Raw genomic sequence first — 22315 nt, 5'->3', positions numbered from 1 at the left:
GGGCAGGAGGGTCATCAACCCGCCACCAGCACCCGAATCGCCTCCAGGCGCAGCGCAGCCTTGTCGAGCATGGCCAGGCCCTGTTCGCGTTGCTGGCGCAAGGCAATCAGTTCACTGTCGCGCACGGTCGGGTTGACCGCCTGCAGTGCCGTCAGGCGAGCCAGTTCTTCATCGGTGTCCGCCGCCAGGCGCCGTTTGGCTTCGGCCACGCGTTCGGCATGGCGAGGGCTGATCTTTTCTTCGCCGGCATTGATGCGCGGCGTGAGTTGATCGCGCTGGGCCTGGACGAACTTGTTGGCGCTGGCCCGTGGCACGCTTTCCAACTGATCATTCAGGGTTTCGAACGACACGCGGCCGGACAGGTCGTTGCCGTTGGCGTCCAGCAGGCAGCGCAGGGCGGCCGGTGGCAGGTAGCGGCCCAATTGCAGCGAGCGCGGCGCCACCACTTCACTGACGTACAGCAGTTCAAGCAGCACGGTGCCCGGCTTGAGCGCCTTGTTCTTGATCAGCGCCACGGCGGTATTGCCCATGGAGCCGGACAGCACCAGGTCCATGCCGCCCTGCACCATCGGGTGTTCCCAGGTGATGAACTGCATGTCTTCACGCGACAGCGCCTGGTCACGATCGTAGGTAATGGTCACGCCTTCGTCGTCGCCCAGGGGGAAGCTGGCGTCGAGCATTTTTTCGCTGGGCTTGAGGATCAGGGCGTTTTCCGAATGGTCTTCGCTGTCGATGCCGAACGCATCGAACAGGGTTTCCATGTAGATCGGCAGCGCGAACTGATCGTCCTGCTCCAAAATGGCCTCCACCAGCGCATCGCCTTCGCCTGCGCCGCCGGAGTTGAGCTCCAGCAGACGGTCGCGACCTGTGTGCAGTTCCTCTTCCAGGCGTTCGCGTTCGGCACGCGCTTCGTCGATCAGCGCTTGCCACTCGCCATCGTCGGCGTTTTCCAGCAGCGGCAGCAGGCGCGGGCCGAACTGATGCTGCAAGGCGTTACCGGTCGGGCAGGTGTTGAGAAAAGCGTTCAGCGCTTCGTGGTACCACTGGAACAGGCGCTCCTGCGGGCTGGTTTCCAGGTAGGGCACATGCAGTTCGATTACATGTTTCTGGCCGATCCGGTCCAGGCGGCCGATCCGCTGTTCCAGCAGGTCCGGGTGGGACGGCAGGTCGAACAACACCAGGTGGTGGGAGAACTGGAAGTTGCGGCCTTCACTGCCGATTTCCGAGCAGATCAACACTTGGGCGCCGAATTCTTCGTCGGCGAAGTAGGCGGCGGCGCGGTCGCGCTCAAGGATATTCATACCCTCGTGGAACACCGTGGCTGGAATGCCGGAGCGCACGCGCAGTGCATCTTCCAGGTCCATGGCGGTTTCGGCGTGGGCGCAGATCACCAGGACCTTGGTGCGCTTGAGCATTTTGAGCTGATCGATCAGCCACTCCACGCGTGGGTCGAAACGCCACCAGCGATGTTCTTCTTCGATGTCCGGCTGCGACTGGAAGCTGACTTCCGGGTACAACTCGGCGTGCTCGCCCAGCGGCAATTCGAGGTATTCGTCCGGGTTCGGCAGCGGGTAAGCGTGCAGCTTGCGCTCCGGGAACCCTTGCACCGCGGCGCGGGTGTTGCGAAACAGCACGCGGCCGGTGCCGTGACGGTCGAGCAGCTCGCGCACCAGGCGTGCACTGGCTTCGGTGTCGCCATCGTTGACGGCGGTGAGCAGCGCTTCACCTTCGTTGCCGAGGAAACCCTGGATGGTCTTGTGCGCGGCAGGCGACAGGCGACCTTTGTCCAGCAGTTCCTGCACGGCTTCGGCGACGGGGCGATAGTTCTCGCTCTCGGCGCGGAAGGCCTGCAGATCGTGGAAGCGGTTCGGGTCAAGCAGGCGCAGACGCGCGAAATGGCTGTCCTGGCCCAATTGCTCCGGGGTGGCGGTGAGCAGCAATACGCCCGGAATCACTTCGGCCAGTTGCTCGACCAGCGCGTATTCCGGGCTGGCCTTGTCTTCATGCCAGACCAGGTGGTGAGCCTCGTCGACCACCAGCAGGTCCCAGCCGGCGGCGAACAGCGCGTCCTGAGCTTTCTCGTCGTCCACCAGCCATTCCAGCGCAACCAGGGCCAGTTGAGTGTCTTCGAACGGGTTGGTGGCATCGCTTTCGATAAAGCGCTCTTCGTCGAACAGCGCCACCTGCAGGTTGAAGCGGCGGCGCATTTCCACCAGCCACTGGTGCTGCAGGTTTTCCGGGACCAGGATCAATACGCGGTTGGCGCGGCCCGACAGCAGTTGGCGATGGATCACCAGGCCGGCTTCGATGGTCTTGCCCAGGCCCACTTCGTCGGCCAGCAATACGCGCGGTGCGATACGGTCAGCGACTTCACGGGCGATGTGCAGTTGGTGCGCAATGGGTTGCGCACGCACGCCACCCAGGCCCCACAGCGAGGATTGGAGTTGGCGGCTGGTGTGTTCCAGGGTGTGGTAACGCAGCGAGAACCAGGCCAATGGGTCGATCTGCCCGGCGAACAGACGGTCGCTGGCCAAACGGAACTGGATGAAATTGGAGAGTTGGGTTTCCGGCAGGGTGACCTGCTCGTTCTGCCCATTGAGGCCGTGGTACACCAGCAGGCCGTCGACGTCGTCGACTTCCTGCACGGTCATTTTCCAGCCTTCGAAATGGGTGATGGAGTCGCCCGGCGAGAACCGCACGCGGGTGAGGGGCGCATTCCGTAGCGCATACTGGCGGGTGTCGCCAGTGGCCGGATAGAGCACGGTCAACAAGCGGCCGTCCTGCGCCAGAACGGTGCCTAACCCCAGCTCTGCTTCGCTGTCACTAATCCAGCGTTGCCCCGGTTGATACTGCTGCGCCATGCTGCCTGACTCCCGCCGTGAAAAAGCCGACTATCTTAACGGAACAAGGTCCACCGCCCAAGGACTCTGACAAAAACTACGCCGTTCGCGGGCAGCGATGCGCGTCGAGTCGACGGGTGGCGGGCACTTGCGAGTGTCGACTGGGTCACAGGTTCCAACCTTGGTGCTCAAGTCGCTCTGCGCCGCGCCGACAGCCTGAGATCAGGAGAGAAAAACTTATGCTGCCACCCATGCTGCCCGTCAGCGTCGTGCCGGTCACGTCACAACTTGACCCGGTGCGCCAGAAGCCGGATATCCCGCCCGTGGTGCCCGTGCAACAGGGCTCCAACGAAAGTACGATCGATCTGAAAAAGGGCGACGCCGAGCAATCCACCTTTCTGTTGCGCGAGGAACAGCGTCGCCAGCAGGAACAGCAGAAGCGTCGGCGGGAGGCGGATGAAGACCCGGAGCAGCACCTGGCCATTCCTGGCGATGTGCTCAACGCCGATAACACCGTGCCGGTCGTGCCGCTGATTGAAGATGCGCCGCGCCAGGGATTGTGGGTAGACGTCGAAGTCTAGCCACGCAGTGCGCGCAGGGCGTTCAGCAAGACCTCGATATCGCCCTCGTCGTTAAGCGGGCTGACGGAGATGCGCGCGATGCCGGGCAGGCTCCTTGCCTGCATGTCCAGCGGGGTATAGGCCACGTTATTGGCGCCGATATTGATGCGTTGCAAGGCCAGTTGCCGTTTGAGTTCGAACCCGTCCCAGCCTTCCAGGTTGAAGGCGATCAAGCCCGATCGATGCTCGCCCAGGTCATGCAGCGAGATGCCCTCGATCTCACCCAATGCCTGGCGAATTCTCGCACTTGTCTGCGCAACCCTTTCCCATACTCGCTCGATCCCAAGCTGATTGATCTCGTGCAATGCATTGCCCAATCCGGCCAATAGGGCGTAGGACACTTCGCTGGTTTCAAAACGCCGGGCGTCATTGCGCAGGTCGAAACCTTGCGCGCTCCACGGTGCGGAAAACACATCGCGCTGGGCCGGGTCGAGGCGCGGCAGAAACGCCGGCCGCACATACAGCAGTGCGGTTGCGCGTGGCCCGCGCAGGTGCTTGCGCCCGGCGCACTTGAGTACATCGCAGTGCAGCGCCTGCACATCCACCGGGATCTGGCCGACGGCTTGGCCGGCATCGATAAAGTAGGCAATGCCATGGCGCCTGGCCACTTCGCCGATGGCCTGGGCCGGGTTGATCAGGCCACCGTTGGCGGGCAGCCAGGTCAGGTCGATAAGCTTGACCCGCGCGTCGATCATCGCCGTCAGCGCCAGCGGGCATACGGCGCCGCTGGCATCGCAGGGGATCACTTCCACACGGGCACCCGCTTTTACGGCCACTTGCATGCTCGCCAGGTTGCCGCCCCATTCATGGCGCCCGACCAGGATCCGGTCCCCCGGCTGCCAGGGACCAAGGGCCTGGAATGCCAGGTTCCAGGCGCTCGAACCGCTGCCGGCGAAGGCGATGGAGGAGGGCGGGGCGTTGAGCAACCGCGCGGCGGCGCGCCTGGCATTGTCCGCCAGTACGGCGCCGTGCTCGCCGGCTTCCATTGGCCCGTCGCACGCCTCGCGCTGCAGTTGCTCGATGATGGCATCGACGGTCGCCTGGCTCGGCAAGGAGGCGCCGGCATGATTGAAATGCACCAACCCCGACTGGCAGCCCGGCGTGGCCGCGCGCAATTGCCGAACCTCCAGCGGGCTCACGGCTGCACCTCGAACACCGCATCAACCTCCACCGCCACGCCGGCGGGCAGGCTGGCCACGCCTATCGCAGTGCGGACATGCCGGCCTTTTTCGCCCAGGACGTTGACCAATAGGTTCGATGCGCCGTTGGCCACCATGCCCTGGCGTTGAAAATCGCTGCTGGCGGCAATGAACACGCCCAGGCGCAGCGTTCGTACCAGGCGCGACAGGTCATCGCCCAAGGCATCGCTCAATTGCGCGAGCAATCCCAGGGCCGCCAGCTCCGCGGCCCGAACGCCTTCTTCATCGCCGAGGGTCTCGCCCAATCGGCCCACATAAGCAGGCTTGCCGTCCACCAGCGGGATTTGCCCGGAGATAAACAGTTGATGGTGGCTGGCGACATGGTTGATGTAATTGGCAATCGGCTGGCTGGGGGAGGGCAGCGTCAGGCCCAGAGCATTTACGCGGGCGCGGAGGGAGTCCATGGTCAAACCTCTTAAGAGTGGGAGGCGTGAGCATGTTGGCCTTGAGCGGCGGCGACAAACGGATAGATCTCACCCGACGTATCGAAATAACTCACGCGTCAGTGCAGGCGTCCTTCAGCCACTCAACGAAGCATTCGGCCGCTGGGCTGATACCGCCTGGCGGGGCGATCAGCCAGTAACCGATATCGCTGTGATAAGGCGGCCAATCGAAGGCTGGCACCAGGCTGCCATCCTGCAAACGCCTTTCGATCAAACGATGCCGGCCCATGGCAATGCCCTGGCCGGCCACGGCTGTTTCGACGACGATGTTGTAGTCGTGCAGCAGCACGCGGGGGTGGTGCTCCAGATCGACCTGGTAATGCGCGGACCAATCGCTCCACTCGAACGGCCGGTGCGAAGTGGCCATCAGCAACGGCCCCTTGTGCAATGGGCCGGCCTTGAACGCAGGACTGCACACCGGGGAAATCACCTCCGGCATCAATCGTGTGGCATGTACGTCGGGCCAGTCGCCTTTGCCATAGCGGATCGCCAGATCGACTTCGGCGGCGGCGACATTGGCCAGTTGAATGGCCGGCAGCAACTCAACCTGAATAGACGGGTAGCGGTTGAGAAATCCGGCCAGGCGGGGGGCCAGCCACAGTGTGGCGAACGAGGCCAGCAGACCGATGCGCAAGACCGTCGTACTGGGCGCCGCCCGTTGCGCACGGGTGGCGACGGCGATCGCGTCGAGGGCCGGGCGAATGTCGTCGTAATACTGTTGGCCGTCGGCGGTCAGATCAATCGCACGTGTGCGCCGGACAAACAGTGATTTACCCAGATGCTGCTCCAGTTTCTGCACTTGATGGCTCAACGCGCTCTGGGTCACCGACAATTCAGACGCTGCCTTGATAAAGCTCAAATGTCGTGCCACGGCTTCGAAAGCGCGCAGGGCCAGCAGCGGTGGAAGGTCTCTGTGCAGTGCCACCTGGGGACGCCTCAAAAGGTTGGACAGACGCGTCGATTTTGGTCGATGGCCTGCCTTTTGTCGCCCGCTGATTTGCCGTCGGGCGGGCGAGGCCGCATTATTGAGGCCTTCCCGCCACCACGTAAGCCAAGCCATGAGTGATGAACCCAAGCTGATCGACCTGAATGCCGAACGTGCCAAGCGCGTGCATGACCTGAACGACAAGCGTCTGAACGAAGTGCGCCAGGCGTTTGAACAGGCCATGCCGCTTGGGAAAACCAAGAAAAAACCGAAAAACAAACCCAAAAAGCGTTGAAATGCCCTGCATCTATTGATGCAGGTCAGTTATTGCCCTTCTTTACGCCCCGTTGCGGGCGACATTGATCCTCGTCAATTTTCCCCTGCACCATCTCCGTTAACTTAGCCCCATCGCAACAGGGCAAGCACGGGAGGGCGGTCATGTTCATCGATAATGTGGTGTTTGCCGGAGTGCTGACCGTCAGCCTCATGGTGATGTTCTTTGTAGGGTTTGGATTTTTTATCTGGAAAGACGCGAATAAGCGTAAAAAACCATAGGTCTTTCTGGATTACATGAGCACGCAAGGCATTTTGGGCGACTTCGGTCGCCCTTTTTTTTATCTGCGATTTGAACTCTTCGTTAATGCCCAGTCATAAAAAAAGGTGCGGTCCTCTTGCGAGGCCGCACCTTCTTTTTTCAGCGTAGGGCGATCAGCTGCCCAGCGCCTTGGACGCCAGCCAGAACAACCCGGCCGACAGCGCAACGGTCGCCGGCAGGGTCAGCACCCAGGCCATCAGGATGGTCTTGACCGTGCCGCCTTGCAGGCCGCTTTTGTTGGCAACCATGGTGCCGGCGACACCCGACGACAGCACGTGGGTGGTCGATACCGGCAGGCTGAAGATGTTGGCCAGGCCAATCATGCTCGCCGTGGTGATCTGCGCCGACATGCCTTGTGCGTAGGTCATGCCCTGTTTGCCGATCTTCTCGCCGATGGTCAGCACTACGCGCTTCCAGCCCACCATGGTGCCCAGGCCCAAGGCCAATGCGACGGCCAGGATTACCCAGAACGGTGCGTATTCGGTCGTGGCGGTCAGGTCTTTGCGCAGCTTGTCGAGGTCCGACTTCTCGCGCGCATCCAGGCCTGGCAGCTTGCCGACTTTCTTCGCGGTATCGTCCAGGCAGAGCAGGTAGCGACGCACTTCGATGCGGTGATCGGCGCTCAGCGAGTGGTAGTCGGATACACCTTTCAAGGTGTTGACCAGCGCATTGATCGTCGGCTCGGTCTGCTGCGGGTTGCACTGGAACTTGCCCGGCAGGTCATCTTTCACGCTTTTGCCCAGGGCCAGGAACTCGCCGAGGGTTGCGTTATTGCGCTCATAGAACTGACTCAAATGCACGGTGGCGTCGCGGGTGCGTTCGATCTGGTAAGTGGTGCTGCCCAGGTCGAGAACGAATTGCGCCGGCACGATACCGATCAGCACCAGCATGATCAGGCCGATACCTTTCTGACCGTCGTTTGAACCGTGCACGAAGCTCACGGCCATGGCTGAGATCACCAGCACCAGACGGTTCCAGAACGGCGGGTGCTTTTTGTCGTCGAGCTTGCGGCGCTGGTCCGGAGTCTTGTGCATCTTCGACAGCGGGCGCCACCACTTCAGGCCGATCAGCACCAGGGCTGCCACCAGGAAACCGGCCATCGGCGAGAACACCAGAGAGGCACCGATATCGACTGCCTTCTGCCAGTTCACACCGTCAGCCAGGGGGATATCGTTGATCAGTGCGTTGGCCAGGCCGACGCCGAGGATCGAGCCGATCAGAGTGTGGGAGCTGGACGCGGGGATACCGAAGTACCAGGTGCCCAGGTTCCAGGTGATCGCCGCCGCCAGCAATGAGAAGACCATGGCTAGACCATGACCGGTATTCACATTGATCAACAGCTCCACCGGCAGCAGGTGCACGATGGCGTAGGCGACACCGACACCACCGAGCAACACGCCGAGGAAGTTGAACACCCCGGAGAAGAACACGGCCAGGTGCGGCGGCATGGCTTTGGTATAGATGACTGTGGCCACCGCGTTAGCGGTGTCATGAAAGCCATTGATGAACTCGAAGGCGAGGACAAAGGCCAGGGCGAGCAACAGGCTCACTAGAACCCACGCATCCAGTCCGCTGAATAAATCGATCATGAAGGTTTTCTGACCCGGTCGTAAGGGGGCGCGATTATGCCAGAAAACCTCAGTAATCGATGCACTAGCTGCTCATCGGTAACAATCTTCACTGGAAAAACACCGGGGAGCGCTGTGCATCCCAGGGTTTCCGGGGCTTTGACAAGTCATTGATTTATATAGCTGCGGCCCTCTTGCGAGGGCGATTGTCGCCAAAACGTCATCTCTGAAACATTTGTATGAAATTTTACCGAGGGCGCAGAGAGGCGGATTGGCTCGAGCTGGCTATGCGCCATCCTTTTGTGCTGCGCCTACGGCTCTTCGGTCTTGAGTTCCTCTTCAATCTTCTGGATTTCCTGGGCAAAGGCCTGGTCCAGCAGGCTGGCGCGCTTGCGCCATGGCTTACGCTCAGGTTCAGGCTGGGCGGCGTAGGTGGTGACTTCCCCGCCGTAAACGTCCTTGTAACGTTGTTCCTGGCGCTCTAGTTCCGCGCGCAGTTCATCTTTCGTCACATCGTTACCTAATTGAGTTGGGTGTAAGTAAGTTAAAGCGTTATGCCTGGATGGCGTCTCAAGGCGAACAGAGTTGACCCCTTGCAACGCCAACTTTTGAAACACAGGTGCCTTTGCATGCGACGTGCGGGTCATTCCAGGCTGATAGTGCGCTTGCCCCGCACTCCTGTGCAGTGGCGGCAGGCGTGGTCGGCGAACCTGCAGACCGCGATCCGGGCGCAGGGTGCATTATAGCGGCGCATTTGTATAACACTATCGGCATAGAGTTAAAAAGCTTCAACTTTGTATGAGGCTTTTGTTACATCGGTGTGTGAGCATTTAATAAGTGCCTGCGCTTCACAATTGGTTAAACGCTGTTAATGCATTTGTACAACTTTCCTTTCCCTTGGCACACTCACGGCTGAGCACTCTGCGGTGTGCTCGCGCTAAATTGCGATTATCGAATCATCGTCCGATAATCGCACAGTGATGTCGGCGCAATCTTGTATCCCGCAGCCGGCGCGGCTTGTAATACCTGGCAAACCTCCCCAGCGGCTGACAATAAGAGAAGGCATCGAGATGAACGATCAATTGCGCAATTCCTTCGCGTCCGTGGCGCCTCCGATCGTTGCCTCGCCGGCCAAGCGCATCCAGGCGTTCACCGGTGACCCCGACTTCATGACCTCCCTGGCTCGCGGCCTGGCGGTGGTGCAGGCGTTCCAGGAGCGCAAGCGCCACCTCACCATCGCCCAGATCAGCCACCGCACCGAAATCCCGCGTGCCGCCGTGCGCCGTTGTCTGCACACCCTGATCAAGCTCGGCTACGCCACCACCGACGGGCGTACCTATTCGTTATTGCCCAAGGTGCTGACCCTGGGCCATGCGTACCTGTCGTCCACGCCACTGGCGGTGTCGGCTCAACCTTATCTGGACCGCATGAGTGAGCAACTGCACGAGGCATGCAACATGGCTACCCTCGAAGGCGACGACATCCTCTACATTGCGCGTTCGGCGACCACCCAGCGGCTGATCTCGGTCGATCTGTCCGTCGGCGGGCGTTTGCCGGCCTATTGCACGTCCATGGGGCGCATCCTTTTGGCGGCGCTGGACGACGCTTCGCTGCAGGACTACCTCGATCATGCCGACCTGCAAACCAAGACCAGCCGCACCCTCACCACCCCCGAAGCGTTGTTCGAATGCCTGCAGCAGGTACGCCAGCAAGGCTGGTGCATCGTCGACCAGGAGCTCGAGCAAGGCCTGCGTTCCATCGCGGTGCCGGTCTATGACGCTTCCGGGCAGGTGCTCGCGGCGCTGAACGTCAGCACCCACGCCGGACGTGTCAGCCGCAGCGAGCTGGAGCAGCGCTTCCTGCCGAGCATGCTCAGCGCCAGCCGCGAGCTGAGTGCGCAATTATTTGCGTAAGCTGTTCGGTGACCGCACAGATCCCGAGCTGATCAATTGACGCTGTTTCCCCCGGCTTATTAATGTGCGGCAGCGCTGTTCAAGCGCCACTTAATAAGAATGACGGCCCCAGGCCGTCCGCCCGCCATCGGTGTGGAATAAAAATAATGAATCAGCCTTCTGTCGGTACCACCCTGGACGTGCAGTCCTTTATTAATGCCCAGCCGCTGTCACGCTATCAGTGGCGCGTGGTTATCCTGTGTTTCCTGATTGTGTTCCTCGATGGCCTCGATACGGCAGCCATGGGCTTTATTGCACCGGCGTTGTCCCAGGACTGGGGCATTGACCGCGCCAGCCTCGGCCCGGTGATGAGCGCCGCGTTGATCGGCATGGTGTTCGGCGCCCTCGGCTCCGGCCCGCTGGCCGACCGCTTCGGGCGCAAAGTCGTGCTGGTAGGCGCGGTGCTGGTGTTCGGTGCCTTCAGCCTGGCTTCGGCCTACAGCAGCAACGTCGATCAGTTGCTGGTGCTGCGTTTTCTCACCGGGCTGGGCCTGGGGGCGGGGATGCCCAACGCCACCACCTTGCTCTCCGAATACACTCCTGAACGCCACAAGTCGCTGCTGGTGACCAGCATGTTCTGCGGCTTCAACCTGGGCATGGCCGGCGGCGGGTTTATTTCGGCCAAGCTGATTCCGGCATTCGGCTGGCACAGTCTGCTGCTGATCGGCGGCATCCTGCCGTTGATCCTGGCCGTGGTATTGCTGGTGTGGTTGCCGGAATCGGCGCGTTATCTGGTGGTACGCAACCGTGGCGCCGACAAAGTGCGCCGGACCCTCTCGCCCATCGAACCCAACCTGGTCGCCCAGGCCACTCATTTCAGCGTGCCCGAACAAAAAACCGTGAAGGCCCGCAACGTGTTCGCGGTGATCTTCTCCGGTACCTACAGCGCCGGCACCTTGCTGCTGTGGCTGACGTACTTCATGGGCCTGGTAATCGTGTACCTGTTGACCAGTTGGCTGCCGACCCTGATGCGCGACAGCGGCGCAAGTATGGAGCAGGCCGCGTTTATCGGCGCGTTGTTCCAGTTCGGCGGCGTGTTGAGCGCGGTCGGCGTAGGTTGGGCGATGGATCGGTTCAATCCGCACAAGGTGATCGGCACGTTTTACCTGTTGGCCGGGGTATTTGCCTACGCGGTCGGGCAGAGCCTGGGCAATATCACGCTACTGGCCACCCTGGTGCTGGTCGCCGGCATGTGCGTCAACGGCGCGCAATCGGCGATGCCTTCCCTGGCGGCGCGGTTCTACCCGACCCAGGGCCGCGCCACAGGCGTGTCGTGGATGCTCGGCATCGGGCGTTTCGGCGCGATTCTCGGCGCCTGGATGGGCGCCACGCTGCTGGGCCTGGGCTGGGACTTCGAGCAAGTGCTCAGCGCCTTGGTGATTCCCGCCGCACTGGCCACCACTGCCGTGGTGATCAAAGGCATGGTCAGCCACGCCGACGCGACCTGATCGATAGCCTGCCAACAATCGGTTCGATAATCGAACGCTTAGTCGATTATCGGATTGTTTGGCCTATTTGCCCGGCTTAATCTGCAAGCACTTCGGCGCCCCCTCAGCGCCTCTTTCGATCAACACCGGGAGCCCGACCCCATGGCTGAAATCCTCGCGCTGCGTGATGCGGTAAAGCAATTCGTCAATGACGGCGATACCGTCGCATTGGAAGGCTTTACCCACCTCATACCTACGGCAGCGGGTCATGAAATCATCCGTCAAGGCAAGAAAGACCTGACGCTGGTCCGCATGACGCCCGACCTGATCTACGACCAGTTGATCGGTGCCGGTTGCGCCCGCAAGCTGATTTTTTCCTGGGGCGGCAACCCCGGCGTAGGTTCCTTGCATCGTCTGCGCGACGCGGTCGAGAAGCAGTGGCCGCAGCCGTTGGAAATCGAAGAACACAGCCACGCCGACCTGGCCAATGCCTACGTTGCTGGCGCCTCCGGCCTACCCTTTGCGGTGCTGCGTGCTTACGCCGGTTCCGACTTGCCCAAGGTCAATCCACTGATCAAGAGCGTGACGTGCCCGTTCACTGGCGAAGTGCTGGCGGCCGTGCCGTCGGTGCGCCCGGACGTCACGGTGATTCACGCGCAGAAGGCCGACCGCAAGGGCAACGTACTGCTCTGGGGCATTCTCGGTGTGCAGAAAGAAGCCGCGCTGGCCGCCAAGCGTTGCATCGTCACCGTGGAAGAAATCGTCGACGACCTGAATGCGCCGATGAACAGCTGCGTGCTGCCGACCTGGGCCCTGAGCGCGGTGTGCCATGTGCCCGGCGGCGCGCACCCGTCCTACGCCCATGGCTACAACGAGCGGGATAACCGCTTCTATCAGGCGTGGGACCCAATCGCCCGCGACCGTGAGACGTTTACTGCGTGGATCGACGACTACATCCGCGGCACTGCCGATTTCACTGAGTTCCAGGCCAAACTGGCCGCCGCCCAGGAGGCCAAGCAATGACTTATTCGACCCATGAAATGATGACCGTCGCCGCCGCGCGTCGCCTCCAGAACGGCTCGGTGTGTTTCGTCGGTATCGGCCTGCCTTCCAAAGCCGCCAACCTGGCGCGCCTGACCTCGTCGCCGGATGTGGTGTTGATTTACGAGTCCGGCCCGATCGGCGCCAAGCCGTCCGTGCTGCCGCTGTCCATCGGTGATGGCGAGTTGGCGCAAACCGCTGACACCGTGGTGCCCACGGCCGAGATTTTTCGCTACTGGCTGCAGGGCGGGCGCATTGACGTCGGGTTTCTCGGCGCGGCCCAGGTAGACCGCTTCGGCAATATCAACACCACTGTGGTCGGCGATTACCACCAACCCAAAGTGCGCCTGCCGGGGGCCGGGGGCGCGCCGGAGATCGCCGGTTCGGCCAAGAGCGTGTTGATTATCCTCAAACAATCGGCGCGCTCGTTCGTCGACAAACTGGACTTCATCACCTCGGTCGGCCACGGCGAAGGTGGCGACTCGCGCAAACGCCTGGGTCTGCCAGGTGCAGGTCCCGTAGGGATTATTACCGACCTGTGCATCATGGAGCCGGAGGAGGGCACCCATGAGTTTGTGGTCACCACGCTGCATCCCGGCGTGACCCGCGAACAGGTGGTGGCCGCCACCGGCTGGGCGATTCGCTTCGCCGAGCAGGTCGGCACTACCCCCGAACCCACCGTCGTCGAGCTGACCGCGTTGCGCGATCTTGAAGCCCGCACCGCCGCCGCCCACGGCCAAACCCCGGGAGAAGCCTGATGCGCGAGGTATTTATCTGCGACGCCGTTCGCACCCCCATTGGCCGCTTTGGCGGTGGTTTGTCCAGCGTGCGTGCCGATGACCTGGCGGCGCTGCCGATCAAGGCGTTGATGGCGCGCAACCCGTCGGTGCAATGGGGCGCGGTCGATGAGGTATTCCTCGGCTGCGCCAACCAGGCCGGCGAAGACAACCGCAATGTCGCGCGCATGGCGCTGCTGCTGGCCGGCCTGCCGCAGAGCGTGCCCGGTGTGACCCTCAACCGTTTGTGCGCTTCGGGCATGGAAGCCATCGGCACCGCGTTTCGTGCCATCGCCAGCGGCGAAATGGAGCTGGCGATTGCCGGTGGCGTCGAGTCAATGTCCCGTGCGCCTTTCGTGATGGGCAAAGCCGATGCCGCGTTTTCGCGCAACATGACGCTGGAAGACACCACTATCGGCTGGCGTTTTATCAACCCGTTGATGAAAGCCCAGTATGGCGTGGATGCGATGCCGCAGACCGCCGACAACGTGGCCGACGACTACAACGTCTCCCGTGCCGACCAGGACGCGTTCGCCCTGCGCAGCCAGCAACGTGCGGCTGCCGCGCAAGCCGCCGGCTACTTTGCCGAGGAAATCGTACCGGTGCGGGTCGCCCATAAAAAAGGCGACACCGTGGTGGAGCGCGATGAGCATCCACGGGACACCACCCTGGAAGCCCTGACCACGCTCAAACCCGTCAACGGCCCGGGCAAGACCGTCACCGCCGGCAACGCCTCGGGAGTCAACGACGGCGCGGCGGCGCTGATCCTGGCGTCCGCCGAGGCCGTGCGACAACACGGTTTGACCGCCCGTGCCCGCGTATTGGGCATGGCCAGTGCCGGTGTGGCGCCGCGCGTGATGGGTATTGGCCCGGTGCCGGCGGTGCGCAAACTGTTGGCGCGTCTGGACCTGGCGGTCAGCGACTTCGACGTGATCGAACTCAACGAAGCCTTCGCCAGCCAAGGCCTGGCCGTGCTGCGTGAACTGGGCCTGGCCGACGATGCGCCGCAGGTCAACCCGAACGGCGGCGCCATCGCCCTTGGTCATCCGTTGGGCATGAGCGGCGCGCGGCTGGTGTTGACGGCCCTGCATCAATTGGAAAAAACCGGCGGCCGCAAAGGCCTGGCAACCCTGTGCGTGGGCGTCGGCCAAGGCCTGGCCCTGGCGATCGAACGCGTCTAAGCCTAATAAGAGAGGATGGCTCCATGAGTGATAAGCCCGGTTACCGGCGCCCCCAGGCGGGCACCCAGCCTGACTACCTGCACCCGGCATACCAGTCGACGAACCTGCGTTCGCCGTCCAAGCCGTTGGTGTTTCTGCCTCATTCCTTGTCGGAAATCACCGGCCCGACCGTCGGTGCCGAGCGGATCGGCGAGCAGGACAACGACCTCACCGCCCAGCACGACGGCGAGCCCCAGGGCGAACGCATCATCATTCACGGCCGCGTGCTGGATGAAAATGGCTTGCCGGTACCGGGCATTCTGGTGGAGATCTGGCAGGCCAACGCCGCCGGGCGCTACCACCACCCGCGCGACCTGCACGACGCGCCGCTGGACCCCAACTTCACGGGCACCGGGCGCACGGTCACCGACGCCGAGGGCTGGTACCAGTTCCAGACCATCAAGCCCGGCGCCTATCCGTGGGGCAATCACCACAACGCGTGGCGCCCGGCGCATATTCACTTTTCGCTGTTCGGCCCCAGTGTGCTGACGCGGTTGGTGACGCAGATGTATTTCCCCGGCGACCCGCTGCTCGAATACGACCCGATCTACAACTGCGTGCCGGACACCCGTGCCAAGGAACGTCTGATCGCGCGTTTCGACCTGGAAAAAACCATCCCTGCCTATGCCCTCGGCTACCGCTGGGACATCGTCCTGCGCGGCCGCGACGCCACGCCGATGGAGAAATAAGATGACACTCAACGCGACCACATCCCACACCGTCGGGCCGTATTACCACATCGGCCTGACCTGGCTGAACCGCGAGGACCTGACCACCGCGGCCACCCTCGGCGAACGCGTGGCGATCAGCGGGCAGGTGTTGGATGGCAATGGCGAGGTGGTCAACGACGCCATGCTGGAAGTCTGGCAGGCCAATGCCGCCGGCAAGTACGCCCACCCCGAAGACGAGCAGGACAAAGCCCTCGACCCGAACTTCGACGGCTTCGGCCGCGTGCCGGTGGACGCCGAAGGGCGCTTCCGGTTTACCACCATCAAACCGGGCAGCGTGCCCGGACTGAAGGGCACCACCCAGGCGCCGCATCTGGTGGTGCTGGTGTTTGCCCGTGGGTTGGTGAAGCACCTGCTGACGCGGATTTACTTCGACGGTGAGGCGCTGAATGGGGATGACCCGTTGCTGGCCTGTGTGCCCGTGGAGCGCCGGAGCACCTTGGTTGCCAAGCCGGATGCGCATGGTGTGTATCAGTGGAATGTGATTTTGCAGGGGACCGATAAGGAAACGGTGTTCTTCGATTATTGAGTTGCTTGTTGGGGCCTCATCGGGGGCAAGCCCCCTCCCACAGTTGATAGGTGGTGCGATCAAAATGTGGGAGGGGGCTTGCCCCCGATGAGGCCGGCCCAGGCACTGCCTGCCTTCCTGAAAGTCTGCTTGCGGAACATGGTTGTTGCAAAGTATGTCTAGGCTATAACCGTTCCCATTGAGTAAAAAAATCATGACCACAAAAACCAGTCATTACACCGGAGAAGAACGCAGCAAACGGATCTTTGCGATTGTGGGGGCGTCCTCCGGCAACCTGGTCGAATGGTTCGACTTCTACGTCTATGCCTTCTGCGCCATCTACTTTGCCCCGGCGTTTTTTCCGTCGGACAACCCCACCGTGCAATTGGTCAACACCGCCGGGGTATTCGCCGCCGGTTTCCTGATGCGTCCCATCGGTGGCTGGCTGTTTGGCCGCGTGGCGGACAAGCACGGGCGCAAGAACTCAATGATGATCTCGGTGCTGATGATGTGCGCCGGCTCGCTGGTCATCGCGTTCCTGCCGACTTACAACGACATTGGTGTGTGGGCGCCGATCCTGCTGCTGCTGGCGCGCCTGTTCCAAGGTCTGTCGGTGGGCGGCGAGTACGGCACCACCGCCACTTACATGAGCGAAGTGGCGCTCAAGGGCCAGCGCGGGTTTTTCGCCTCGTTCCAATACGTAACGCTGATCGGCGGCCAGTTGCTGGCGGTGCTGGTGGTGGTGATTCTCCAACAGTTCCTCACCGAAGAAGAGCTGCGCGCCTGGGGCTGGCGCATCCCGTTTGTAATCGGTGCCATCGCGGCGGTGATCTCGCTGCTGCTGCGTCGCACGCTCAAGGAAACCACCAGCAAGGAAATCCGCGAAGACAAAGACGCCGGCAGCATCGCCGCATTGTTTCGCGACCATAAGGCGGCGTTCATTACGGTGCTGGGGTACACCGCCGGCGGTTCGTTGATTTTCTATACCTTCACCACGTATATGCAGAAATACCTGGTGAACACCGTCGGCATGCACGCCAAGACGTCGAGCTACATCATGACCGGCGCGCTGTTCCTCTATATGTGCATGCAGCCGGTGTTCGGCATGCTGGCGGACAAGATCGGCCGGCGTAATTCGATGCTGTGGTTCGCGGGCCTCGGCACATTACTCACCGTTCCTATCCTGCTCACCCTCAAGACCGTCGCCAGCCCGTTCCTGGCGTTCGTGCTGATCACATTGGCATTGGCCATCGTCAGTTTCTACACCTCGATCAGCGGCCTGGTGAAAGCCGAAATGTTTCCGCCACAGGTGCGCGCCCTCGGTGTCGGCCTGGCGTATGCGGTGGCCAATGCGGTCTTTGGCGGTTCGGCGGAGTTCGTCGCGCTGGGCCTGAAATCCATGGGGATGGAAAACACGTTCTACTGGTATGTCACGGCGATGATGGCGGTGGCGTTCCTGTTCAGCCTGCGCCTGCCCCGGCAGGCGGCGTACTTGCACCACGATCTGTAATCGGAAGTAGGAAAGCCTTATGACATTGCGCACGAGCAACCAACTGTTCGACGCCTATTTCACCGCCGACAGCATGGCTGAGGTGTTCTGCGACCACGGCCGCTTGCAAGGCATGCTCGACTTTGAAGCCGGCCTGGCCCGGGCGCAGGCTCGCGTGGGGTTGATTCCGCCAGCGGCGGTGGCGCCGATTGCCCAGGCATGTCTGGCGTCGCTGTACGACGTTGACGCCCTCGGCGTAGCCATCGCCTCGGCGGGCAATTCGGCGATCCCGCTGGTCAAGGCCTTGGGCAAACTGATTGCCAGTGAAGACGCCAACGCCGAGCGCTATGTGCACCTGGGGGCCACCAGCCAGGACGTGATGGACACCGGCCTGGTGCTGCAACTGCGGCGCGCCCTGGTATTGATCGAAAGCGACCTGGCGCAATTGGGTGAAGTGCTGGCCGCGCAAGCCCAGCGCTATGCCGCCGTGCCGTTGGCCGGGCGCACCTGGTTGCAGCATGCGACGCCGGTGACCCTGGGTATGAAAATCGCCGGTTGGCTGGGTGCGGTGACCCGTTCCCGGCAACGTCTGGCCGAACTCAAACCGCGCCTGCTGGTGCTGCAATTGGGCGGCGCATCCGGCACCTTGGCCGCCCTGGGTGAACAGGCCATGCCGGTAGCCGAAGCCCTGGCCGCCGAATTGCGCCTGACGTTGCCCGAACAACCCTGGCACACCCAGCGCGATCGCCTGGTGGAGTTCGCCAGTGTGCTGGGCCTGATCGCCGGCAGCCTCGGCAAACTGGGCCGGGATATCAGCCTGCTGATGCAGACCGAGGCGGCGGAAGTGTTCGAGCCTGCGGCGCCGGGCAAGGGCGGTTCTTCCACCATGCCGCACAAACGCAACCCGGTCGGCGCCGCCGTACTGATCAGCGCCGCCACCCGCGTACCGGGCCTGGTGGCCACAATGCTCAGCGCCATGCCCCAGGAGCACGAGCGCAGCCTGGGCCTGTGGCATGCCGAGTGGGAAACCCTGCCGGACATTTGCCGGTTGGTCTCCGGCGCGTTGCAGCAGGCGCTGCTGCTGAGCCGAGGCTTGGAGGTCGATCCGGCGCGCATGGCCCACAACCTTGATTTGACCCAGGGTCTGGTGCTGGCCGAGGCGGTGAGCATGGTGCTCGCCCAGCGCCTGGGCCGCGAAACCGCGCACGATTTGCTCGAGCGCTGCTGCCGGCGCGCGGTTGCCGAGGGACGCCATCTGCGCGCGGTATTGGCCGATGAGCCGCAGGTGAGCGCCGAACTGTCCGCCACCGAGTTGGATCGCCTGCTCGACCCGGCCCATTATCTGGGCCAGGCGCACACCTGGGTTACCCGCGCCGTGACCGACCATTTTGCATTGAGTGCCTGAGGAGACTGCTGTGGCTTTTGTACAACTCGCCGAGGGCGACCTGCATTACCAACTGGAAGGTCCTGTCGATGCGCCGGTGCTGGTGCTGTCCAATTCATTGGGCACCAACCTGCGTATGTGGGATATCCAGATCCCGGCGTTCACCGAGCATTTTCGCGTGTTGCGTTACGACACCCGTGGCCATGGCAAGTCGCTGGTGACCGAGGGGCCTTACCGCATCGAGCAGTTGGGGCGCGATGTGCTCGCGCTGCTGGATGCGCTGCAGATTCCGCGCGCGCATTTCTGTGGCCTGTCCATGGGCGGCCTGATCGGCCAATGGCTGGGGATCAACGCCGGCGAGCGCCTGCAGCGGCTGGTGGTGTGCAACACCGCCGCCAAGATCGGCACGCCCGAGGTGTGGAACCCACGCATCGAGACGGTGCTGCGCGATGGCCCGGATGCGATGGTGGCCTTGCGCGATGCATCGATCGCGCGCTGGTTCACCCCCGACTTCGCCGCCGCCAACCCGCACCAGGCCAAACTGATCACCGATATGCTCGCCGCCACCTCGCCTCAAGGCTACGCCGCCAACTGCGCGGCCGTGCGCGATGCGGACCTGCGCGGGGCGTTAGCGTCGATCCAGGTGCCGACCCTGGTTATCGCCGGCAGTGAAGATGCCGTCACCCCGCCTGCCGGTGGCCACTTTATCCAGCAACAGGTCAAGGGCGCCGAATACGCCGAGTTCTATGCCGCGCACCTGTCCAACGTCCAGGCCGGTGCTGCGTTCAGTGACCGGGTGATTAAATTCCTGCTGTGCCGCTAAGGAGCTTTTCGTGGACGAGAAACAACGTTATGCCGAGGGTCTGCAGGTGCGCCGCGACGTGTTGGGGGACGCCCATGTCGACCGCAGCCTCAATGCCCTCACCGAGTTCAACAGCGAATTCCAGGAGATGATCACCCGTCATGCCTGGGGCGATATCTGGACCCGTCCCGGTCTGCCCCGGCACACCCGCAGCTTGATCACTATCGCCATGCTGATCGGCATGAACCGCGGCGAAGAACTCAAGCTGCACCTGCGCGCCGCCGCCAGCAACGGCGTGACCCGCGCCGAGATCAAGGAAGTGTTGATGCAGAGCGCGATCTATTGCGGGATTCCAGCGGCGAATGCGACTTTTCACCTGGCCGAGTCGGTATGGGACGAGCTGGGCGTTGAATCCCGCCAGGGCTGACAGATGGGCGCCACGCCGGGTCAGTGGGAATCCGAGTCCCATACCCAGTTCCACACACCCGGCAGGTGCACGGCTTCATTCACATCCTTGACGGTACGGGCCAGTGCGGCGCGTTGCAGTGCGGCGTGGTCGGTGTAGAAAGGCTCGGCGGCGGTGTGCATGCCGTTGGTGCGGGCACTGTCCAGCAGGATCTGCAAGTACTCCTGCAGGTGCCGCGCGGTGTAGCGGTTGATGTCGTGGAAGGTCACCACCACCGGGATCACGCCGTCCACCGTGGGCAATTCGCCCAGGGCGATACGCTCGCGCACCACCGACAGTTGCCGGTACAGGTTGGCGCGCCGCCTCGGGCTGGCGTTGAAGCCCCAGATCTTGCCGTCATTGGCGCTCAGGTCCGTGAGCAGTACCTGCATGCCGTGGCGCTGGTAGGCGGCGAAGGTGCGGCGGTCGTAGTTCCAGAACGGCGGGCGTACCAGGCGCGGCGGTGCGCCGGTGATGGCGGCGATATCGGCCGCACCCTGGGTGAGGGTGCGTTCCAGTTCGGCATCGTTGAGCCAGCGGTGATTGGTGTGGAAGGTGGTGGCGGTGTGAAACGCCAGCACATGCCCGCCGGCGTACTCGCGTTCCATGGTCTTGCGACCCCGCGAACTGCCGCCTGCGCGCGCGGATTCGGTCTGCAGGAAAAACACCGCCTTGATGCCCGGCAATATCGGGTTGTGTGCCAGGTCGGCGATCACCGAGCGGGTCGGATTGTTGTAGCCCGAAGCGCTGGGGCCGTCATCGAACGTCAACAGAAAGCGGATCGGCGCCTGGGCTTGCAGGCGTTGCTCAGTCTGCGGCGTCAGGGCGATGGGCGCGCCGATGCAGCCGCCGAGGCTCAGGGCCAGGGCCAGCACGGCAGCGGCGAAAGCATAGAGTTTCATGGTGGGCACGGGCTCGGCAAAGAGGCCGCTGCTGGGCGAATCAGCAGCGGCAGGCGCGCACCATACAGCAAGTGCCGCGCCGGTTTACAGCAGACTGATCGGGTAACTGACGATCAGCCGGTTTTCATCGAACTCGTTGTTGCTGTAGTCGCGGCGCATGCTGGAATTGCGCCAGCGTACTGTAAGGTTTTTCGCCGCACCGCTTTGCACGGTGTAGCCCACTTCGCTTTCGCGCCCCCATTCTTTGCCGTCGGTAACGGTGCCGCTGTGCACATTGCTGCCGCTGATATAGCGGTTCATCAGGGTCAGGCCTGGCACGCCGAGGGCGGCGAAGTTGTAGTCGTGGCGCACTTGCCAGGATTTCTCCCGGGCGTTGTCGTAGCTTGAGTTGTAACTGTCGTTGGCCAGGGTGCCGCCGCTGGTGCCGTTGACGCGCATCCATGCACTGTCGCCGCTGAGCTTTTGCAGGCCCACATAGAACGTGTTGCCGCCGTATTTGGCCGAGAACAGGCCGGACCAGGTTTGATTGTCCAGCTCGCCCGCGCGGGCGCTGCCGTCTTGCTTGCCGTAGAAGAACCCCAGGTTGGCGCTCAGGGTCCAGTCGCCCACAGGCTGGCTGTGGATCAGGTTGACGAATTGCTGGCGGTAAATGTCCTTGAGCTGAGCGTTCCACAGGCCGACCTGGGTGCGTTTGTCGTTGAACGCGTATTCAGCGCCCTGGAAGTTGAAGCGGTCCGAGGTGAACGCGGTTTTGCCGACCATCGACATGTCCGACAGGCTACTGTCGTCGCGTGGGCTGTTGGCGCGGAACTGGCCGCCATACAGGGTCAGGCCGTCGATTTCCTTCGACGTGATCTGCCCGCCGCGCAAGGTTTGCGGCAGGGAGCGGCCATCGTCGGCGCGCAGGATCGGCAGCACCGGCATCCACTCGCCCACCTTCAGCTCGGTCCTGGACAGCCGTGCCTTGAACGCCACGCCCAAACGCCCGAAGTCATCGGCCGGGCGACCGTCGTGATCCAACGGCAACAGCTGGGTGCCGCCGGTGCCGCGTCCGCCGTCGAGCTTGAGCGAATACAGCCCCAGCACGTCCACGCCGAACCCCACCGTGCCCTGAGTGAAGCCGGATTTGGCGTCGAGAATAAAACTCTGCGTCCATTCCTGGGCGCCGCCCTGGGTTTTGCTCGGGTTGGTGAAGTTACGGTTGAAGAAGAAATTACGCAGATTGAGGTTGGCGCCGGCGTCTTCGAAAAAACCGTGCTCTTGGGCGACGGCAGGCAGGGCAAGACTGGCGACAGCGATGGCCAGCAGCAGCCGGCGCGGATGGAAAGTGCTCATGGTGGCGGACCTGTTGTTATTGGGGTTATGCAGGTGGCGGCCATGGTGCGCGGGGCTGCGGGCGCGCTTCAATCGGGGGAGGGCGGGTTGTGGGCGGTGATCGAACGCAAGTTGCC

Annotated in this window: 22 protein-coding genes; 14 read left to right on the top strand and 8 right to left on the bottom strand. The window is 62.7% G+C overall.

Annotated features, from left to right (window positions below):
- Positions 1 to 14: 14 nt before the first annotated feature.
- Entirely contained in the window at positions 15 to 2861 is a 2847-nt protein-coding gene (gene rapA / locus G7025_RS24295) for an RNA polymerase-associated protein RapA (protein ID WP_181081556.1), read from the bottom strand.
- A gap of 218 nt (positions 2862 to 3079) precedes the next feature.
- On the opposite strand from rapA, the gene G7025_RS24290 reads away from it, so the two are divergent.
- A complete protein-coding gene (locus G7025_RS24290) occupies positions 3080 to 3421 on the top strand; it encodes a hypothetical protein (protein ID WP_034137285.1) in 342 nt (113 codons plus the stop codon).
- Here G7025_RS24290 and G7025_RS24285 read toward each other — a convergent pair.
- The 3 genes from G7025_RS24285 to G7025_RS24275 all read right to left on the bottom strand — a co-directional run bounded on the left by G7025_RS24285 (position 3418) and on the right by G7025_RS24275 (position 6027).
- On the bottom strand, positions 3418 to 4599 hold the full coding sequence (locus G7025_RS24285) for an aminotransferase class V-fold PLP-dependent enzyme (protein WP_181081555.1): 1182 nt from the start codon (positions 4597 to 4599) through the stop codon (positions 3418 to 3420). The two genes, G7025_RS24290 and G7025_RS24285, sit on opposite strands and share 4 nt — an antisense overlap.
- A complete protein-coding gene (locus G7025_RS24280; RefSeq protein WP_181081554.1) occupies positions 4596 to 5063 on the bottom strand; it encodes a RidA family protein in 468 nt (155 codons plus the stop codon). The genes G7025_RS24285 and G7025_RS24280 overlap by 4 nt, the downstream gene beginning before the upstream one ends.
- A gap of 91 nt (positions 5064 to 5154) precedes the next feature.
- On the bottom strand, positions 5155 to 6027 hold the full coding sequence (locus G7025_RS24275) for a LysR substrate-binding domain-containing protein (RefSeq protein ID WP_181081553.1): 873 nt from the start codon (positions 6025 to 6027) through the stop codon (positions 5155 to 5157).
- A gap of 133 nt (positions 6028 to 6160) precedes the next feature.
- Between G7025_RS24275 and G7025_RS24270 the strand changes: the two genes are divergently transcribed.
- Together G7025_RS24270 and ccoM are read left to right on the top strand one after the other, a co-directional pair.
- Positions 6161 to 6322: a hypothetical protein gene (locus tag G7025_RS24270; protein WP_181081552.1), complete on the top strand. Its 162-nt coding sequence runs from the start codon at positions 6161 to 6163 to the stop codon at positions 6320 to 6322.
- A gap of 143 nt (positions 6323 to 6465) precedes the next feature.
- The gene (ccoM, locus tag G7025_RS26950) at positions 6466 to 6582 is read left to right on the top strand and encodes a cytochrome c oxidase subunit CcoM (protein WP_277309687.1); all 117 of its coding nucleotides are present in this window, start codon (positions 6466 to 6468) and stop codon (positions 6580 to 6582) included.
- A gap of 153 nt (positions 6583 to 6735) precedes the next feature.
- Here the strand turns inward: ccoM and G7025_RS24265 are convergent, their stop codons facing one another.
- Both G7025_RS24265 and G7025_RS24260 read right to left on the bottom strand, forming a co-directional pair.
- Entirely contained in the window at positions 6736 to 8211 is a 1476-nt protein-coding gene (locus G7025_RS24265; protein WP_181081551.1) for an inorganic phosphate transporter, read from the bottom strand.
- A 290-nt stretch (positions 8212 to 8501) separates the two neighbouring features.
- The gene (locus G7025_RS24260; protein ID WP_054898413.1) at positions 8502 to 8702 is read right to left on the bottom strand and encodes a hypothetical protein; all 201 of its coding nucleotides are present in this window, start codon (positions 8700 to 8702) and stop codon (positions 8502 to 8504) included.
- Positions 8703 to 9260: 558 nt separating this feature from the next.
- On the opposite strand from G7025_RS24260, the gene pcaR reads away from it, so the two are divergent.
- The 11 genes from pcaR to pcaC all read left to right on the top strand — a co-directional run bounded on the left by pcaR (position 9261) and on the right by pcaC (position 19944).
- On the top strand, positions 9261 to 10103 hold the full coding sequence (pcaR, locus tag G7025_RS24255; protein ID WP_025855315.1) for a pca regulon transcriptional regulator PcaR: 843 nt from the start codon (positions 9261 to 9263) through the stop codon (positions 10101 to 10103).
- 146 nt (positions 10104 to 10249) lie between these two features.
- Entirely contained in the window at positions 10250 to 11590 is a 1341-nt protein-coding gene (locus G7025_RS24250) for an MFS transporter (protein WP_181081550.1), read from the top strand.
- Positions 11591 to 11731: 141 nt separating this feature from the next.
- Positions 11732 to 12592, top strand: a complete 861-nt coding sequence (locus G7025_RS24245; protein ID WP_181081549.1) for a CoA transferase subunit A — start codon at positions 11732 to 11734, stop codon at positions 12590 to 12592.
- A complete protein-coding gene (locus G7025_RS24240; protein ID WP_181081548.1) occupies positions 12589 to 13368 on the top strand; it encodes a CoA-transferase subunit beta in 780 nt (259 codons plus the stop codon). The genes G7025_RS24245 and G7025_RS24240 overlap by 4 nt, the downstream gene beginning before the upstream one ends.
- Positions 13365 to 14567 (top strand): 3-oxoadipyl-CoA thiolase, encoded by a 1203-nt coding sequence (gene pcaF / locus G7025_RS24235; protein WP_181081561.1) that lies wholly within the window; start codon positions 13365 to 13367, stop codon positions 14565 to 14567. The genes G7025_RS24240 and pcaF overlap by 4 nt, the downstream gene beginning before the upstream one ends.
- 23 nt (positions 14568 to 14590) lie before the next feature.
- Positions 14591 to 15295 (top strand): protocatechuate 3,4-dioxygenase subunit beta, encoded by a 705-nt coding sequence (gene pcaH, locus G7025_RS24230; protein WP_181081547.1) that lies wholly within the window; start codon positions 14591 to 14593, stop codon positions 15293 to 15295.
- A gap of 1 nt (position 15296) precedes the next feature.
- A complete protein-coding gene (gene pcaG, locus G7025_RS24225) occupies positions 15297 to 15863 on the top strand; it encodes a protocatechuate 3,4-dioxygenase subunit alpha (RefSeq protein ID WP_181081546.1) in 567 nt (188 codons plus the stop codon).
- A 193-nt stretch (positions 15864 to 16056) separates the two neighbouring features.
- Positions 16057 to 17352: an MFS family transporter gene (locus tag G7025_RS24220; RefSeq protein WP_181081545.1), complete on the top strand. Its 1296-nt coding sequence runs from the start codon at positions 16057 to 16059 to the stop codon at positions 17350 to 17352.
- 19 nt (positions 17353 to 17371) lie between these two features.
- Complete coding sequence (locus G7025_RS24215; protein WP_181081544.1) at positions 17372 to 18736, top strand: 3-carboxy-cis,cis-muconate cycloisomerase; 1365 nt, start codon at positions 17372 to 17374, stop codon at positions 18734 to 18736.
- A 10-nt stretch (positions 18737 to 18746) separates the two neighbouring features.
- Positions 18747 to 19538 carry a 3-oxoadipate enol-lactonase gene (pcaD, locus tag G7025_RS24210; RefSeq protein ID WP_181081543.1) on the top strand — a complete coding sequence of 264 codons (792 nt, stop codon included), beginning with the start codon at positions 18747 to 18749 and terminating at the stop codon, positions 19536 to 19538.
- A gap of 10 nt (positions 19539 to 19548) precedes the next feature.
- Positions 19549 to 19944: a 4-carboxymuconolactone decarboxylase gene (gene pcaC / locus G7025_RS24205; RefSeq protein WP_181081542.1), complete on the top strand. Its 396-nt coding sequence runs from the start codon at positions 19549 to 19551 to the stop codon at positions 19942 to 19944.
- A 20-nt stretch (positions 19945 to 19964) separates the two neighbouring features.
- Here the strand turns inward: pcaC and G7025_RS24200 are convergent, their stop codons facing one another.
- On the bottom strand, positions 19965 to 20864 hold the full coding sequence (locus G7025_RS24200; RefSeq protein ID WP_181081541.1) for a polysaccharide deacetylase family protein: 900 nt from the start codon (positions 20862 to 20864) through the stop codon (positions 19965 to 19967).
- 84 nt (positions 20865 to 20948) lie between these two features.
- Positions 20949 to 22199 (bottom strand): OprD family porin, encoded by a 1251-nt coding sequence (locus G7025_RS24195; RefSeq protein ID WP_181081540.1) that lies wholly within the window; start codon positions 22197 to 22199, stop codon positions 20949 to 20951.
- Positions 22200 to 22315: the final 116 nt, after the last annotated feature.

Origin of the sequence: Pseudomonas lurida (assembly GCF_013522705.1) — a bacterium.
Lineage (GTDB): Bacteria > Pseudomonadota > Gammaproteobacteria > Pseudomonadales > Pseudomonadaceae > Aquipseudomonas > Aquipseudomonas quebecensis.
This window is presented reverse-complemented; position numbering and strand designations above follow the sequence as displayed.